The organism is Rhodoligotrophos sp. CJ14 (assembly GCF_038811545.1).
Taxonomy (GTDB): domain Bacteria; phylum Pseudomonadota; class Alphaproteobacteria; order Rhizobiales; family Im1; genus Rhodoligotrophos; species Rhodoligotrophos ferricapiens.
In genome coordinates this window covers 3,186,325-3,203,290 of record NZ_CP133319.1, presented here as the reverse complement: position 1 = coordinate 3,203,290, position 16,966 = coordinate 3,186,325, and the positions used below count along the sequence as shown (strand labels likewise).

General features: G+C 61.0%; 16 protein-coding genes. 4 read left to right on the top strand and 12 right to left on the bottom strand.

Features of this window, described 5'->3' with window-relative positions; all coding sequences use genetic code 11:
• Position 1: 1 nt before the first annotated feature.
• The 3 genes from RCF49_RS14905 (at position 2) to RCF49_RS14895 (ending at position 1,432) form a co-directional block, all read left to right on the top strand.
• Complete coding sequence (locus RCF49_RS14905; protein ID WP_342640594.1) at positions 2-487, top strand: HPr kinase/phosphorylase; 486 nt, start codon at positions 2-4, stop codon at positions 485-487.
• 229 nt (positions 488-716) lie between these two features.
• A complete protein-coding gene (locus RCF49_RS14900) occupies positions 717-1,121 on the top strand; it encodes a PTS sugar transporter subunit IIA (protein WP_342640593.1) in 405 nt (134 codons plus the stop codon).
• 20 nt (positions 1,122-1,141) lie between these two features.
• A complete protein-coding gene (locus tag RCF49_RS14895; protein WP_342640592.1) occupies positions 1,142-1,432 on the top strand; it encodes an HPr family phosphocarrier protein in 291 nt (96 codons plus the stop codon).
• Between the two features lie 78 nt (positions 1,433-1,510).
• Here RCF49_RS14895 and RCF49_RS14890 read toward each other — a convergent pair whose 3' ends face one another.
• From RCF49_RS14890 to RCF49_RS14845, 10 genes are all read right to left on the bottom strand, one after another.
• Entirely contained in the window at positions 1,511-2,011 is a 501-nt protein-coding gene (locus tag RCF49_RS14890) for a type VI secretion system-associated protein TagO (RefSeq protein ID WP_342640591.1), read from the bottom strand.
• Between the two features lie 55 nt (positions 2,012-2,066).
• The gene (locus tag RCF49_RS14885; protein WP_342640590.1) at positions 2,067-4,190 is read right to left on the bottom strand and encodes an acetate--CoA ligase family protein; all 2,124 of its coding nucleotides are present in this window, start codon (positions 4,188-4,190) and stop codon (positions 2,067-2,069) included.
• A 57-nt stretch (positions 4,191-4,247) separates the two neighbouring features.
• Entirely contained in the window at positions 4,248-4,916 is a 669-nt protein-coding gene (locus RCF49_RS14880) for a TetR family transcriptional regulator C-terminal domain-containing protein (protein ID WP_342640589.1), read from the bottom strand.
• Complete coding sequence (locus RCF49_RS14875) at positions 4,917-6,074, bottom strand: acyl-CoA dehydrogenase family protein (RefSeq protein WP_342640588.1); 1,158 nt, start codon at positions 6,072-6,074, stop codon at positions 4,917-4,919. It lies immediately after the preceding gene.
• A 28-nt stretch (positions 6,075-6,102) separates the two neighbouring features.
• Complete coding sequence (locus RCF49_RS14870) at positions 6,103-6,891, bottom strand: enoyl-CoA hydratase/isomerase family protein (RefSeq protein ID WP_342640587.1); 789 nt, start codon at positions 6,889-6,891, stop codon at positions 6,103-6,105.
• Positions 6,892-6,910: 19 nt separating this feature from the next.
• Positions 6,911-7,708 carry an ABC transporter permease gene (locus tag RCF49_RS14865; protein ID WP_342640586.1) on the bottom strand — a complete coding sequence of 266 codons (798 nt, stop codon included), beginning with the start codon at positions 7,706-7,708 and terminating at the stop codon, positions 6,911-6,913.
• A gap of 4 nt (positions 7,709-7,712) precedes the next feature.
• The gene (locus RCF49_RS14860; RefSeq protein ID WP_342640585.1) at positions 7,713-8,612 is read right to left on the bottom strand and encodes an ABC transporter permease; all 900 of its coding nucleotides are present in this window, start codon (positions 8,610-8,612) and stop codon (positions 7,713-7,715) included.
• Between the two features lie 10 nt (positions 8,613-8,622).
• On the bottom strand, positions 8,623-9,735 hold the full coding sequence (locus RCF49_RS14855; protein ID WP_342640584.1) for an ABC transporter ATP-binding protein: 1,113 nt from the start codon (positions 9,733-9,735) through the stop codon (positions 8,623-8,625).
• A 96-nt stretch (positions 9,736-9,831) separates the two neighbouring features.
• Positions 9,832-10,878 carry a polyamine ABC transporter substrate-binding protein gene (locus RCF49_RS14850; RefSeq protein WP_342640583.1) on the bottom strand — a complete coding sequence of 349 codons (1,047 nt, stop codon included), beginning with the start codon at positions 10,876-10,878 and terminating at the stop codon, positions 9,832-9,834.
• Positions 10,879-11,020: 142 nt separating this feature from the next.
• Positions 11,021-11,854, bottom strand: a complete 834-nt coding sequence (locus tag RCF49_RS14845) for an enoyl-CoA hydratase-related protein (protein WP_342640582.1) — start codon at positions 11,852-11,854, stop codon at positions 11,021-11,023.
• Between the two features lie 159 nt (positions 11,855-12,013).
• Here RCF49_RS14845 and RCF49_RS14840 point away from each other — a divergent pair, with 159 nt between their 5' ends.
• Positions 12,014-12,400, top strand: a complete 387-nt coding sequence (locus tag RCF49_RS14840; protein WP_342640581.1) for a hypothetical protein — start codon at positions 12,014-12,016, stop codon at positions 12,398-12,400.
• On the opposite strand, the gene RCF49_RS14835 is transcribed toward RCF49_RS14840, so the two are convergent.
• Both RCF49_RS14835 and metH read right to left on the bottom strand, forming a co-directional pair.
• Positions 12,391-13,023 carry a class II aldolase/adducin family protein gene (locus RCF49_RS14835; RefSeq protein ID WP_342640580.1) on the bottom strand — a complete coding sequence of 211 codons (633 nt, stop codon included), beginning with the start codon at positions 13,021-13,023 and terminating at the stop codon, positions 12,391-12,393. The two genes, RCF49_RS14840 and RCF49_RS14835, sit on opposite strands and share 10 nt — an antisense overlap.
• 74 nt (positions 13,024-13,097) lie before the next feature.
• Positions 13,098-16,865: a methionine synthase gene (gene metH / locus RCF49_RS14830; protein WP_342640579.1), complete on the bottom strand. Its 3,768-nt coding sequence runs from the start codon at positions 16,863-16,865 to the stop codon at positions 13,098-13,100.
• Between the last annotated feature and the right edge of the window lie 101 nt (positions 16,866-16,966).

The window sequence follows — 16,966 nt, the reverse complement described above, 5'->3', positions numbered from 1 at the left end:
CATGATGACCTTGGTCCATGGCACCTGCGTTGCGTTTGGAGCGGATGGCGTCCTGATCCTTGGGCCATCGGGGTCGGGCAAATCGGACCTCGCGCTGAGGCTTATCGACGAGCATGGTTCCGGTGGGGATGGGGAGCCGATGTCGTGTGCTCTCGTGAGCGATGATCAAGTGGTGCTGCGCAGGTCGGGCGATGCGCTCATCGCGTCTCCACCAGAGGCGCTGCGGGGATTGATCGAGGTTCGCGGGCTTGGGATCGTGCGCGTCATGGCCACGCGCCCCTCGGCTGCCCTGCGGCTGGTGGTCACTTTCGCCCAGCGTGAGACCATCGACAGACTGCCCGATTTTGGTGCCCAGACGATCGAGGTCGCCAACACCCGCTTACCCGAGCTGCGCGTTTCACCTTGGGATATCTCCACAACCGCAAAGATCCGTGTTGCGATTACAGCGTTCCGCCGTAACGTATCCAGCTCCACTTTGGCGGTCTGAACGTCATGCGGCTTGAGGATATGGCTGGAAAACCAGATTGGGTATATGGAAGGCAGCCAGCACGCCGCCCCTCGTCACACCGGGCGAGCGCGGCGGATCCGATCGGCGGCTTTCCCCTGTTTCGGCCAGGACTGCGATCTGGGCAGCATTATTGCATTACCGGTGCGGACTTAAACGTCCTGTGGCGCATTTCGATCCAGCAGCCGGATGACAGAAGAGAGAAAACTGGATGATCGGACTGGTTCTGGTGACCCACGGCAGGCTTGCAGCAGAATTCCATGCCGCCATGGAACATGTCGTCGGTCCCCAACAGCAGGTCGAGGCAATCTCAATTGGTCCTGATGACGATATGGAGCAGAGACGAGCCGATATCCTCGCGGCCGTCGGCCGTGTCGATTCCGGTCAGGGGGTGATCCTCTTAACCGATATGTTCGGCGGCACGCCCTCAAACCTCGCGATTTCGACCATGCAAAGCACCAAGGTCGAGGTGATTGCCGGCGTGAACCTGCCAATGCTGATCAAGCTCGCGCGGGTTCGCGCCGATATGCCCATTGCAGAAGCGGTCGAGCAGGCGCAGGATGCCGGGCGCAAATATATCAATATTGCCAGCCGTGTTCTTTCCGGAGACGGCTGATCTCCCGAGTTAACGAGTCAATGACGAAAGCCGAAGTCAAACCTCTCGAGCGCACGTTCGAGATCATCAATAGCCGTGGTCTTCATGCCCGGGCCTCAGCGAAGTTCGTTCGCTGTGCGGAAAGCTTCAATGCTCATGTCACGGTCAGCCGCGACGGACAAACGGTCGTGGGCACGTCCATCATGGGGCTGATGATGCTGGCTGCCCATCCCGGTTCGACAATCGTCGTCACCGCGTCGGGCCCCGAGGCGGAACAAGCGCTCGATGCCTTGCAGGATCTCGTCGCGGCAAAGTTCCACGAGGATTGCTAGAGCGTTCGCGACTTTCCTGCCTCGCCTACCCCTATCCACTTCGCTCGAAAATGCTCTATGCGGACTGGCGTGCCGAGCCTACCAGCGACAGGCGTCCCGTACAGGCTTAATTGCCAGATCCATGTCATCGAGCGCGAAGGTGGTGCTCACCGGCGCAGCGGAGTCGGGCGCGAGCACCAGCGTGAACTTGCGATGCCCGATCAAGGATTTGATCAGCGGAATGCTGGACGCGCCAGTGAACAGACCTGTCGCGGTGTGGCTCGGAGAGAGCGTCCAGGTGTCGGAGCGTTCCCGCCCGCCATCGATGCGGTACCTAACCGACGTGTGATCCGCCTGAATCGATCCATCCCACCGTACATAGATCGAAGTCGTGTCCTCATAGCAGCGGACGACCAGCGTCGGGATGGTCTCCGTGCCGTGAAGGGGCGTCACCGGCGTGCCGTCGGTCATGATCATGACGGTGATACTGCCGCCTTTTACGATGTCTTCGCGAAGATTCTGCCATGCGGCACGGGCGGGTAGAACACTCATACCGACGCAGATGCCGAGTATCAGCATCGAGACGAAACGCTTGATCATGTCCCGGTTTGTTACAGGGAGGACGCCGCCAGTCAATAGCGGTGGCACCATCAGCTCACAGCTTGCAGCTGACGATGAGAGCATCCGCAGCCATTGCGCCTCGGCCCTCCGGCAGAACCATCAAAGGGTTCACGTCGAGTTCGTGCAGGCTCTCCCGCTGGGCTGCGGCATATTCGGCAATGCTCATTACGGCTGCGATGGTCGCCGCGAGATCGCCACGCGGCCGTCCGCGGAAGCCATCGAGGAGCTTGAACGTCTTGAGTCGCCTGATCGCCGCCTCGACCTCCTTCGGTGTGGTCGGCAGCAGCAGCCTCTCCGCATCGCGCAGGAGCTCAACCAGAATGCCCCCCGCGCCGATCACCAGGACAAGGCCAAAGAGAGGGTCGCGCTTCACGCCCACGATAAGCTCCGCCACAACATCGGTGATCATGGGCTCGATGAGGAACTGGTCGAGGTGCAAACCCGGCCGCTTCGCCTCCACCTCCGTCTTCATCGCCCGTGCAGACGCAGCAACGGCTTCGGCATCGGCCAGTCCGAGCGCCACGCCGCCAACTTCCGTCTTATGCAGCAGATCGTCATGAAGCGCCTTCAGGACGAAGGGGCGGCCCTTGAGGTCGGCGATGGCCTGGGGCAGATCACCAAGCCTGGCCACGCGGCCCGCCGGAACGGGCAATCCATAGGCGGCAAGGGCTGTCTTGGATGCATGCTCGTTGAGGCTACGCCCGATGGTAGGATCAAGCGGCTTCACGGTAAAAGGCACCTGAACCGGTTCCCCGCTGCGGCAGCGCTCAGCGTACTCTGTCCAGAGACCGAGCACGGGGCCTGCATCATGGAGCCCCTGGAGTGGCAACAGACCTTCATCGATCACCATGCGGCGCATGGATTCCGGCATGGATTCCGGATTGACGCAGGCAATTGCGCCAGGAATCCCCGTGGCACGACTCGCCGTGCCGAGCGAGCGGACCATAGCCTGGTGAGCCTTGTCTGGCGCGGGGATCAGCTCGGGCCGGCCATGGTCGATGACGAGCAGAGCCTGATCGTAGTTGCGTGACATCATCTCCGAGAACATGGGGGTCAAAAGCTCTTCTTGTCCCCAATAGCCGGCGGTGAAATCCAGCGGGTTGGATGCGGTGCCGTAGTCGGGAAGAAGGGCCTGAACAGCGGCGCGCTGGGCATCATCGGGCGGCGGTAACTCAAGACCGGCCAGGGAGGCGTAATCCGCTGCCATGCCATTGTCGCCCCCGGAGCTCGAAAAGACGGTCAGGCGCCGACCGTGCGGTTTCGGCCATAGGGATGCTGTCTTGAGCAACTCAAGAAATTGCGGCACCGAGTCGGTCTGCATGATGCCGAGACGATCAAAGAGGGCATCATAGAGCTCGTTCTGTCCGGCAAGCGAGCTCGTGTGGCTCGCAGCGAGCTTGGCACCAAGCTCCGAGACACCCACCCTGAGGGCCACGACCGGGACCTGCTGTTCCAAGGCACGGGCGCAGGCCTCAGCAAAACGCGGCACATCCCTGATGCCTTCCATGAACAGGCCGATCGCCGTGACATTCGGGTCGTCTATAAGGACATCGATATAATCCTCAAACCCGAGAACCGCCTGGTTGCCGGCGCTGATCACATAGCTGAAGGGAACCTGGCGCTGGTTCTGGGTGAGATTGATGCAGAGATTGCCACTCTGGCCGATGATGGCCGCGCCGCGCGGGCCCGCGTCGGTCATATAGGGCACATTCCACATGCTGGCGCCGGTGACATAGTTCACAAGGCCAAAGCAGTTCGGCCCCACGATCGCCATATCGCCGGCCGCCTGCACCAGCGCCTTGTTCCGTTCCTGGCCAATGCCAGGAAGCTCGGAGAAACCCGAGGCATACAGGACCGCGCCTCCGGCTCCGATCTCGTTGAGATCACGTACCATCTGGACGGTGGCATCGGCAGGTATGGTGAGGAAGGATGCATCCGGCGCGACGTCCAGGTCCTTCACGCTCGGCACGCATGGAATGCCCGCCAGCTCCTTGCGGCGTGGATTGACCACGAGAATGCGGCCTTTATAGCCAGCCTTCAGCGTGATCTCGATGGCCTCGATATTCCGCTCTCCACCGGCGAACATGATATGGCGCGGTGCGAGCAATCTGCGGATATTCGCCCGCCGCGCGAGATGATGTCCCCTTCCCGCTTCCATAGTGTTTCCTGTTCCTATCGTTGGCTGCAGGCACCCCGTCTGCATAGCCATTCTCAATCAGGCGATGGGATCGCCGGAGGAAACCTGCGCAAGAATCTCGTAGAGATCCGCATGGTCCTCCGGGTTCTCGTTGAACGTCTCGAAGACCCACGAGGAAAGCACGTGACGCGCCTCGTCCAGATCGTAATCCTCTTCCATAACCCAGCCGAACCACAGGCCATCGACCAGCTGCGTAAAGGTGAGCGCGGCACGCCGGCTATCCAGTTCCAGTTGGCGGTTCGCCGCGGCGGCTTTGATCATCCGCTCGATCCAGCGCCGATAGCGGGCATAGAGTTCCCGGTGGACAGCCAGCATCTCGGGATTCCAACGGGCGACGCCCCAGAAGGCGAGCCATACCGGCGCCGTATCTCGTCTGATCTGCGGCTCGCTGAAGGTGACGATGGCCACCGCCAGCAGGCGCCGGAACGGATCATCACCCACCTGCCTGAGTGCCCGCCTGACGTGATCGTCGAGACGCTCGGTGAGATAGCGAAAAGCCTGGAGCAGCAGGTCTTCCTTGCCGTTGAAATAATGGCCGATCAATCCCCGCGACAGACCAGCCGCATCGCAAATCGTCTGTACTGTCGAATTGGCATAACCAAGCTGCGCGATCGATCTAATCGTTCCGCGAATGAGGTCCTGGCGACGCGCTTCGATGGTCGGGGTCAGCTTGACCGGCTTGTTCATCTACTGCCTGTACTGCTTGAGGATGTCCCTGGAAATCACGTCGCGATGGATCTCGGACGTGCCCTCCCAGATACGTTCCACGCGCGCATCACGCCAGAAGCGCTGGATGGGGAAGTCTTCCATAACACCCATGCCGCCGAAGATCTGCACCGCGTTATCAGTCACACGCCCGACCATTTCGGAGGCGAACAGGTTGACCATCGAGGCTTCGTGGCGGGTCAACGTGCCCTCGTCCATCTTCCAGGCCGCTTCCTGAACCATCAGCAGGGCTAAGCGGATGTCGATCGCCATGTCCGAGATCTTGAAGCCGGTTCCCTGGAATTCGCCGATAGTCTTACCGAAGGCCTTGCGGTTGGCTGCCCAGTCGCAAGCCATGTCGAAGACCCGTTCCGCCCGGCCTGTACAATGGGCAGCCAGCATCACGCGGCCGGAATAAAGCCAGTCGTTGGCGAAGTTGAAGCCATTGCCCTCCTCGCCCAGGATCTTCGAATTCGGCACGCGGACATCCTCGAAATAGATCATGTTCGGGTTGTAGCCGCGCGTACAGATCGACTTCATCGGCGTGATGGTGACGCCCGGCGTGTCCCGGTCCACTAGGAAGACCGTAAAGCGCTTGCGCCTGCCGTTTGGCGTCTCGTCCTCGCCCGTGACGGCATTCAAGATGATGAAGTCAGCAGCATCCGCGTGGGAAATGAACTGCTTCACCCCATTGATGACCCAATCATTCCCGTCACGACGGGCAGAGGTGCGGATCGCGCGAGCATCGGAGCCAGCATGGGGTTCCGTCAGCGCGAAGCAGTCAAGCTTTTCGCCGCGGATGCAGGGCATCAGATATTCCTCGATCTGGTCGCCCTTGCAGGCGAGCAGGATCTTGGTCGGGCGCTTAACCAGCAGGCTAAGCGCGGTCGAGGGTTTGCCCATCACCCGCTCGACCTGGGCGAGGGTCTGATAATCCAAGCCACCACCACCCAGCTCGGCAGGCATGTTCATGGCGATGAAACCCGCTTCCTTGGCCTTTTGCTTGATATCCTGCGCGATATCGGGCGGCACGGCGCGCAGTTCCTCAACGATATCCTCGTGAGGGTAGAGCTCCTTTTCCACGAAGGTGGTCAGCGCCTCGACCAGCGCCTTTTGCTCAAACGTAAGGGAGAAATCCACGGGATGGCGTCCTCTGCTACCGGACCGTTTAGCGTCCGATGAAATTGGGCGAGCGCCGCTCGTTGGCAGCCTTGAGCCCTTCCTCGTGATCAGCCGTCTTGGCGCAGATGCGCCCATACTCGGATTCGAGGAGTTGCTGCTCGGCGAGCGAACGGCTGTGGGCAGTGTCGATGAGCTGCTTGGCAAGCCCGATCGCGACGGTTGGCCCGGATGCAAGCTTTTCGGCAAGCGCCATGGTTTCGGCTTCCAATGCTTCCGGCTCGACGACGCGAGTGACAAGCCCTGTCTCCTTGGCTTTTTGCGCGTCGTAGAGATCGCCCGAATAGGCAAAGAGCTTCGCATTCTCGAGGCCCATCACCCGCGGCATCAGCCAGGAGCCGCCGCAATCCGGGGGATAGCCGATGCGGGTATAGGCGCAGATGAACTTGGCACGCGAGGAGGCAATGCGGAAATCGCAGGCCAAGGCCATATCGAGGCCGGCACCAACGGCTGCACCATCGATCATGGCAATGGTCGGCTTGCGCAGAGAATAGACGTCGTGGACAAGCTTGATCGCCTCTTCGACCCAGCTATTGTCGGGATGGGGATCTATGCCCTTGATCTTGTCCGCCCATTCCTTGACGTCGGCCCCGCCCGAGAAGGCTCCACCACGGCCGGTGATGATTATGGCGCGCAGGTGCTCTGCTTCCGCGGCATCCTTGACCGCCTTGCGCATCTGCAGCAGCAGCGCGGTGTTGATGGCGTTGCGCACGTCAGGCCGGTTGAGGGCGATCAGACGGACGGCGCCGCGGTCTTCCACATCGACGAATTGAGACATGAGGAGCTCCTGAACCTGTTCAATCTGTTTTGCGGCGGTTCGCGAGGAAATAGACGATCATGGGTGGAATGGTGGTCAGCACGATCAACAGGCTGGAGATTGCTGCGATCGTGGGGTCGACCTCGTCGCGCAGGGACGAAAACATCCGCTTGGTCAAGGTCGCGCCATCCCCTCCAGAGATCAGCATGGCGATGACAACCTCGTCGAAGGCGACGATGAAGGCGAGCAGCGCACCGGAAATGACGGAATAGCGGATCTGCGGCAGTGTGACGGTGAGGAAGGCCCAGAGGCGCGACGCGCCAAGGCTGCGCGCCACCATTTCCTGGCTCATGTCGTAGCTCTTCAGCCCTGCGGAGACGGTGACCAGCACGAAAGGCACCGCGAGGAGGGTATCGGCCAGCACCAGGCCCAGCGTCGTGTTTACCAGCCCCAGGCGGGCATAGATGAAATAGAGGCCGATCGAGATGAGTATGACCGGCACCATCAGCGGTGCGATCAGGGCGCCATAGACCAAGCCGTTCAATCGGAACCGGCCGACATGCAGGCCATAGGCGGCGGCCGTGCCGATTGGGGTGGCAAGCAGCATGGTCAGCAGACTGACCCGGACGGATACCAGGGTCGCGTCCTGCCATTGCGGGCGGGTGAAGAAGGATTCGTACCACCGCAGTGAGAAGCCGGGCGGCGGGAACATGAGTGAGTTCGAGGACGAGAAGGACATCGGTACGACGATGAAGGTCGGCGCGATGAGAAACAGCATGATCAAGCCAGTCAGGCCATAAAGCCAAAGACGCCGGCCATGTGAGATGTGCTGCTCCATGGGGCTATCCCATCTTCTTGTTCAGCCGCATCACGATGAAGCGGCTGAGCAGCAGGAAGCAGACGGTGAGCACGAGCAGGACCACGCCGAGCGCAGCCGCAGGTCCCCATGTCGGATAGAGCGACACGGATGCTTCCACGCGCTGGGCGATCATCTGAACGCGGCCGCCGCCAAGGATTGCTGGTGTGATGTAGAAGCCAAGGCAAAGGATGAAGGTGAGCACCAGGCCAGCAACGAGGCCCGGCATCGAGAGTGGAAAGAAGATCTGCCAGAAGGCGCGCGTCGGTGAGGCACCGAGATTGGCTGCTGCGCGCAAGTAGCCGGGATCGATCGCCCGCATCGAGGCATAGAGTGGCAACACCAGGAAGGGCAGCATGACATGAACCATGCCGATGACGGTGCCCGTCATGTTGTTGACCAGGCGCAGGGGCTGATCGATCAGCCCGAGATCCATGAGCGTGTTGTTCACGATGCCACGGCGCTGGAGCAGGACGAGCCAGGCATAGGTGCGCACCAGCAGCGAGGTCCAGAACGGGATCAGCACCCCGAGCATGAGCAGGCCCGCCCATTTCTGCGGAAGCTGGCTTAGGCAATAGGCCAGCGGATAGCCCAGCAGAACGCAGATGACGGTGACCAGCAGGCTGATCTGGAAGGTGACGATGAAGATCGAGAGATAGGCACCCTCTGTCCAGATGCGCGCATAGTTCTCGATGGAAAGCGCACCTTGGCCGTCCACGGCCGACAAGAGAAAGAGCCAGCCGACCGGCAGAACCAGGAGCGCGATCACGAGCAGAAGACCGGGCGAGCAGAGTGCAAATAGGCCGCGGCGCTCGGCGCGAGCATCCGCCTCGAGCCCGTCAGCATTCACGCTGTCTTGCGGAAGAGCGAGGACCGTGCTTGCCATGGTGCCTCCCCTAGTTGGCCGCCACCAGGCGGGTGTCCTGAACATGCATGGCAAGACACACCGGCGAGCCGATCTCCGGCAAGCCGCGCGCCTGTAACCGGCTGTTCGGAACCCGAGCGATGATGTCGTGATCGCTGCCGACCCGAACGGTCGCGAGGACACTCTCGCCTTGGAAGACCGCCTCTGCCAGCGTGCCACGGAAATGGTTCACGTCGTCCCGACCAGGTTCATTGTCGGTGGGACAAAGCTCGAGCTTTTCCGGCCTCAGCAACAGCTGCAACGGCCCGGACATACGGACGGGCTGCTCGGGAAGCTTCAAGGTCGTGCCGGCAAAGCTGGCAGTCGAGCCGTTTACCTCGACGGGCAAGAAGCTCGATTCACCTATGAATTCGGCGACGAAACGGCTCGTGGGGTGCTCATAGATTTCGCGCGGCGTATCGAACTGCATCAGCCTGCCATCCCTGAGGACCGCCACGCGATCGGACATGGTGAGGGCTTCCCGCTGGTCGTGGGTCACGGCTATGGTGGTCATGCGCAGCTGGTTATGGAGTCGCCGGATCTCGATCTGCATATGCTCGCGAAGCTGCTTGTCGAGCGCGGACAAGGGCTCGTCCATCAGCAATATTCGCGGCTCGAACACGATGGCTCGGGCGAGGGCCACCCGCTGGCGCTGGCCGCCGGAGAGCTGATCGACGCGACGGTCCTCATAACCACCGAGCTGAACAAGCTTAAGGGCTTCAACGACCTTCCGCTGAGCATCTGCTTTGGAAACGCCCCTCAGGCGCAAGGGATAGGCGATGTTGTCGCCCACGCTCATATGCGGAAACAGCGCGTAGTTCTGGAACACCATGCCGATATTGCGCTTGTGCGGCGGCTGGCGAACGATCTCCTGGCCGTTGATCGCAATCGAGCCGCTATCGGGCCGACTGAAGCCGGCGAGAGCCATCAGCAGCGTGGTCTTGCCCGATCCGGAGGGACCCAGAAGGGTTACGAACTCGCCGGGCGCAACGGACAGGCTCACCTGGTCAAGCGCTGTGACGTTCCCGTACCGCTTGGTCAATCCGGAAATTGCAACGGGCAGCGCCTTGGCGCTCGGCCGGGAGCCTTGCTCAAGACCGGTCATGGCAATGTCATCCCTCAGATGATGGCATCGAGATGTGATGGAGGGGGCGGCGGACGGCGCGACCGGCCGATCGCATCGGCCACGCCATCCTCTCCCTCACTGACCCTTTTGGAGGAAGCTGTCCCACATCTCTTGCGACTTCTGGCCGTTTTCCGCCCAGTAAGCCTTGTTCTGCACCACCTGCTTGGCCAGGTTCTCAGGCGAGGTGTTGGCATTCGCGGTCGCTTCGGCCGTGATCTTGCCGGTCTCATAGGCCTTCTGATTGATCGGCCCGTAAGAGACATATTTCGGAAGCTCGGCCTGGAGATCCGGCGACAGGAAGGAGTTGATCACCTTCATCGCGAGCTCGCGGTTGGGCGCGCCCTTGGGCACCACCAGGCATTCCACATCCATGATGGCCTGATCATAGGTGAAAGCGTAGGGAGCACCGTCCTTGATTGCCGCCTCGATACGGGCAACCCAGATGGCCAGCATATCGGCCTCGCCACTGGTCGCAAGCTGACCCGCTTGCGCACCGGAGGTCCACCAGGCCGCGATATGGGGCCGGATTTCCTCGAGCTTCTTGATCGCCCGATCGAGATCGACCGGATAGAGCTTGTCCTTCGGCACACCATCCGCCAGAAGCGCGATCTCGGCCGTCGTCGAAAGGCCATAGCCGCCCAGGGCCCGGGTGCCCGGGAACTTCTCCACATTCCAGAAATCGGCCCAGTTCTTCGGTGGATTGTCGCCATAGACCTCGGTGTTATAGGCAAGCACCGTCGAATAGGCGGTGAAGCCGACCCAGTGGCTTTGCACCAAATCCTTCGGAATGCCGTCCGTCTTGATCACGTTATAGTCAAGCGGCTCCAGCAGGCCTTCATTCGCCGCCTGCTGGCACTGGCCAGAATAGAGCTCGACCACATCCCATTCGACAGCACCGGCCTTCACCTGTGTGCGGATATCGGCGATGCTCGACAGGGTATAATCCTTGATGGTTATGCCCAGAGCCTTGGCGGTGGGATCATAGAAGGCCTTCTTCAAAGCCTCCTGGTAGGCCCCGCCATAGGATGCCACATTGACGGTCTCTTCGGCGTGAAGCGTGGGAACGAGCGTTGCGCAGAGCAGCGGCAAGGCTGCGACCGCAGCCCTTGCAAGTGTCCTCATCAGACGTTTCCTCCTCTTGCGGCCAAACCCTCTTGTCCGACTCACGCGGCGGGGCTTTGACCTTCGTCCATAGTTCACAAAATTTGTTGGACGTACAACATCATTTTGTTGGACGTCCAAACAGGACGGCAGCTGGCTCCAGTCAGCGCCCCTGCCAATTGGGTTTGCGGCGCTCGAGGAAGGCGCGCGGCCCCTCTTCGGCATCGCTGCTCGTCATCATGCGACGATATATGGCCAGGTGCTCAGGAGGCTCCCGGTCTATGGCCATGGCCTGGCCAAGCGGCATCATTTCGGTTTCTGCCAGCACTTCTTTGAGGGCCTGCATGGCCAGAGGTGCGCCTTCTGCGATTTCATCAGCCAGCTGCCTCGCGGCATCCAGGAGCTCGCCGCGCGGATAGACCGCATGCACCAACCCCCAGTGCTTCGCCTCGGCAGCCGACATCCGACGCCCGGTGAGCATCATCTCAACGGCCACGTTGCGGGGGATGCGCCGTGGCAGGCGCTGCACCCCTCCCGCATCGGGCAGAATGCCGCGCTGCATCTCCGGCAGCTGGAAAAAGGCATCCTCGGCCATCACAATCACGTCACAGGCCAAGGCGATTTCGAAGCCACCGCCGATGGCGGGAGCCTGCACCGCGGCGATGAGCGGCTTCAGGAGCCCCGGGTAGTTGGTTATGCCGCCAAAGCCGCCGGGCCCATGCGGATTTTCCGAGGTTAACCCAAAGGGCGAGCCGTGTTCCTCCGCGGTGGCCACCGCCTCACGGAAGTCCCAACCGGCCGAGAATGCGCGCTCGCCAGCGGCAGTGATCAGGCCGACCCGCAATTGGTCATCTGCCTGAAACTCATAAGCCACAGCGTAAAGCTCTCGGCTCAACTGGCGACTTATGGCATTGACCGGCGGGTGATCTAGTATTATCTCGAGAACCTGAGAGCGCCGCTCGGCCTTGACCAGCGGATTTTGCTTTACGTCAGACATCCTGCCTCCTTCAGTAGCGTTGGCGTTCAGCCAATCTTCAGGAAGGCTGTGTGAATACACGGGGGAAGGCAAGGGTGCATTAACCACGCCAGCGTTAAATCGCCTGTACATGCGATAAGCTGCGTTTCACCAACGCCCGCACAGGTCTGGAGGCCAGGGGTGAGAAATCTTCTGTTTGTATCGATAATCGGGGCTTTGGCCTTTACATCTCAAGCGGCCCACGCCGAAACAAGACCGCTCAGCGGCAAAGAAATCAGGGCTCTATTCCCCGGCTCTTTCGCCGGAACCTGGGAAGGCCAGCATAGCGTCACCATCACAGCATCCCAGAACGGAACTATTTCCGGCCGCGCGATGCTCGCCAGCGATACCGGGGTTTGGTCCGTTGTCGGCCAAAAGCTCTGCGTGTCCTTCAGATCCTGGACGAAGAATGCCCGTCATTGCGGCGAGGTCTACAAGCAGGGCAGCAGCTATATCGGCTTCATCAAGAACGGCCGTCCAATGCTGCAGTTCCGCAAGCTCATCGAAAGCGCGCAGAATCAGCCGTAAGTCTCGTATCGTTTCATGGCCGCCGCGATCTCCTCATCAGTCAGGATGCGCGGGCTGCCTGCCGATCGGGCCAGCAAATATTGCCGGGCGAGCGCTTCCAGGCGCTGCGCCCGCATGAAGGCCTCGCGTAGCGAGCTGCCGTAACAGATCATGCCGTGATTCGCCAACAGGCAGGCTGATCTGTCGCGCAGCGCCGCAACGGCCAGACGCCCCAGCTCGGGCGTGCCAAAGGTGGTGTATGGCGCACAGCGCACGTCAGCACCACCAAAGCCGACCACCATGTAATGAAAGGCGGGGAGCCCCTCGCCAAGACAGGCTAATGCCGTGCAGGCATCGGAATGGGCATGAATGACGGCGCGCGCCTGCGGGTAGGCCGCGTAAATATCGGCATGCATGAAGCATTCGCTGGACGGCTTGCCGTTGCCCAGCGACCTGCCCGTGTGGTCTGTGGCGACGATATCTGGCGATTCGCACCTGTCCACTGTGACACCGGACCGAGTGATCAGCATGCCCGTGGCGGTCCGACAGCTCACATTGCCCGATCCGCCGAACGAGAGATTGTGCTCTCCCAGCAGACGATAGGTCTCAGCGACGGCCTCCGCCGTCTCCTCTAGTGTGGTCACGTCAGCCCTCCCCGATCCACTTCAGGAGATAGCCTGAAGCGGCCAAGTTCTCCAGCCCGAATGACAGCATCGTGTCAGGCGGCGGCAGACCTATCCTTTTGACCGGGCGTGTAGTTGAGGATCGGCCCCAGCCAGCGCTCGACCTCGGCAATCGCCATTCCTTTGCGGGCTGCATAATCTTCCACCTGATCCTGCTCCACTTTGGCAACACCGAAATAGTAGGATTCAGGATGGGCGAAGTAGAGACCCGAAACGGACGAGCCCGGCCACATTGCGTAGCTTTCGGTGAGATGCACGCCGGTGGCGCGTTCGGCATCCAGCAGACGGAAAAGGGTCACCTTCTCTGTGTGATCGGGCTGAGCGGGATAGCCCGGTGCGGGTCGGATGCCGGCATAGGGTTCGGCAATCAGCTCCTCAGGCGTGAAGGCCTCGTCGGGAGCATAGCCCCAGAACTCGCGACGCACTCTCGCATGCATGGCTTCCGCAAAGGCTTCGGCGAAGCGGTCCGCCAAGGCTTTCACGAGAATTGAGGAATAGTCATCGTTTGCGCGGGCAAAGCGTTGGGCAATGGCCTCTTCCTCAATGCCGGCCGTCACTACGAAGCCGCCGAGATAGTCCTTCTTGCCGCTGTCGAGCGGCGCGACGAAGTCTGACAAGGCAAGATTTGCCTTATCGCCACGCTTCGAGAGCTGCTGGCGCAGAGTGAAGAAGGTGGCAAGCTCGCGGCTGCGGCTTTCATCGGTGAACAGGCGAATGTCATCGCCCACCGCATTGGCGGGCCAGAATCCGATGACGGCCTTCGGCTTAAACCAACGCTCGGCGATGATCTTTTGCAGCATGGCCTGGGCATCCTCGAAGAGCTGGCGGGCAGCCTCGCCCTGCTTTTCATCATCGAGGATCGCTGGATAGCGCCCCTTGAGCTCCCAGGTCTGGAAGAAGGGCGTCCAATCGATGAACCGTGCCAATTCGGCAAGGTCATAGGTCTCAAACTCACGCGTGCCCAGGAATGTCGGCTTGGGAGGCGTATAGTTCGTCCAGTCGATGCGATAGGCGTTCTCTCGGGCACGGGCCAGAGGGAGGCGGAGCTTTTCCGCCTCGCTGCGGGCATGGGCATCGGCGACCTTACGGTATTCCGCACGGATAGCCTCGATATATCCATCGCGCGCTTCCGGAGACATAAGGCTCGACACCACACCCACCGCGCGACTTGCATCGGTCACATAAACCGCCTGATTGCGCTGATAGCTGGGATGGATCTTGACGGCCGTATGGACCCGGCTGGTGGTGGCACCACCGATCAGCAGCGGAATGTCGAACCCGTCCCGCTCCATTTCAGCGGCGACATGCACCATCTCGTCCAGAGATGGCGTGATCAGGCCGGAAAGGCCGATAATATCCACCTTCTCCTTGCGGGCGGTTTCCAGAATCTTGGCGGCGGGCACCATCACGCCGAGATCAATCACCTCATAATTGTTGCAGGCGAGCACGACCCCGACGATGTTCTTGCCGATGTCATGCACATCGCCCTTCACCGTGGCCATGAGCACCTTGCCGGCCGATGAACGTGTGCTCGCCTCCTTGTTGGCCAACTTCTCCCGTTCCATGAAGGGCAGGAGATAGGCGACAGCCTGCTTCATCACACGCGCCGATTTCACCACCTGCGGCAGGAACATCTTGCCCGCACCGAAGAGATCACCGACGACATTCATGCCGGCCATCAACGGGCCTTCGATCACATGAAGCGGGCGCGCAGCCGCCTGGCGGGCTTCTTCGACATCAAGCTCGATAAACTCGGTGATGCCATTGACGAGCGCATGCTCGAGGCGCTTTTCGACCGGCCAACTCCGCCATTCCTGGCTCTTCTCGTCCGATGACTTGGCACCGGCTCCCTTGAAGCGCTCGGCAAGATCGAGCAACCGCTCCGTCGCATCCGACCGGCGATTGAGCACAACGTCCTCGCAAGCCTCGCGCAGCTCGGGATCGATGGTTTCATATACCGCAAGCTGCCCCGCATTGACGATGCCCATGTCCATACCAGCCTGGATCGCGTGATACAGGAAGACGGAGTGCATCGCCTCACGGACCCGCTCATTGCCGCGGAACGAGAAGGAAAGATTCGAGACACCGCCCGAAATATGGACATGGGGCAGCGTTTGCCGGATCTGGCGAGCCGCCTCGATAAAGGCGACGCCGTAACCGTCATGCTCCTCAATGCCAGTGGCCACGGCGAAGATATTGGGATCGAACACAATATCCTCTGGAGGAAAGCCAGCCTTCTTAGTCAGAAGCTCGTAGGCGCGGGTGCAGATCTCGACCTTACGCTCCAGCGTGTCGGCCTGGCCCTTCTCATCAAAGGCCATGACGACAACCGCTGCGCCATAGGCACGCACCAGGCGCGCGTGGTCGAGGAAGGCTTCCTCACCCTCCTTCAGCGAGATCGAGTTGACCAGAGCCTTTCCTTGCACGCATTTGAGACCCGCCTCGATGATCGAGAACTTGGACGAGTCGATCATCACCGGCACGCGCGCGATATCGGGCTCGGCTGCGATGAGGTTGAGGAATTCGACCATGGCGCGCTCAGAATCGATCAGGCCTTCGTCCATGTTGATGTCGATGATCTGGGCGCCGTTCTCCACCTGATCGCGGGCCACATCGAGCGCACCGGCATAATCACCAGCGGTAATCAGCTTGCGGAACTTCGCCGATCCCGTGACATTGGTCCGCTCACCTACATTGACGAAGGGGATATCCGCGGTGAGGACGAAGGGCTCGAGCCCCGACAGGCGCATGAGCCGTGGGATTTCCGGGATCTCACGCGGCTTAAGACCGCTGACCGCCTCGGCGATCGCCTTGATATGGGCGGGCGTCGAGCCGCAGCAGCCGCCCACCACATTGACCAACCCCTCGCGCGCAAACTCGCTGATCTGGGCGGCCATATCCTCTGGTGTCTCGTCATAGCCGCCGAATGCATTGGGCAGGCCGGCATTGGGATAGGCGCAGACGAAGGTGTCTGCGACACCGGCGATTTCCGCAAGATGAGGGCGCATGGCGGTTGCGCCTAAAGCACAATTCAAACCGATGGTGAAGGGGTTTGCGTGACGGACCGAGTACCAGAACGCAGCTGGTGTCTGGCCGGAGAGCGTGCGGCCGGAAAGGTCGGTGATCGTGCCGGAGATCATTACCGGCAGGTGATTTTGCCGCTCGGTGAACACTTCCTCGCAGGCAAAGATCGCTGCCTTGGCGTTCAGCGTGTCGAAGATCGTCTCGATCAGAATGATCTCGGCGCCACCATCCATGAGGCCGCGGACCTGTTCCGCATAGGCCTTCCGCAGATCATCGAAGCTCACCGCTCTATAGCCCGGGTTCTCCACGTCGGGTGAGATGGAGGCGGTGCGATTGGTCGGCCCCAGTGCTCCGGCCACGAAACGGCGGCGGCCATCCTGGGCCTTGGCTTGGGCGCAGGCCTCGCGCGCCAACCGCGCGCTCTGAACGTTCAGCTCATAGACAAGCGCCTCGGTGCCGTAATCTGCCTGGGCAATGCTGGTCGATGAAAAGGTGTTGGTCTCGATGATATCCGCGCCCGCGAGGCAGTAGTCGAGATGGATCTGCCGGATCGCGTCGGGCTGCGTGAGAGAAAGGAGGTCGTTATTGCCTTTGAGGTGGCAATCGCAGCCCTTGGTATGAGTGCTGTGAAATGCCTCCTCACCAAAGCCCAATCCCTGGATCTGCGTGCCCATGGCGCCATCGAGGATCAGGATGCGCTTGCGGGCCAATGCGTTCAGTGCGGACCGGACTTCGCTCCCGACGGCTGGAGCAGCGTTCTGGCTGGGATCGGCTGGCATAGATTCACATCCTCGCTGGGCATGGGCGATTGAGATATAAAGATATGGTTATATATGCGCAACAGAGAAGCGCGTGCGTCTGATTGCGATCGCGGTTAAAA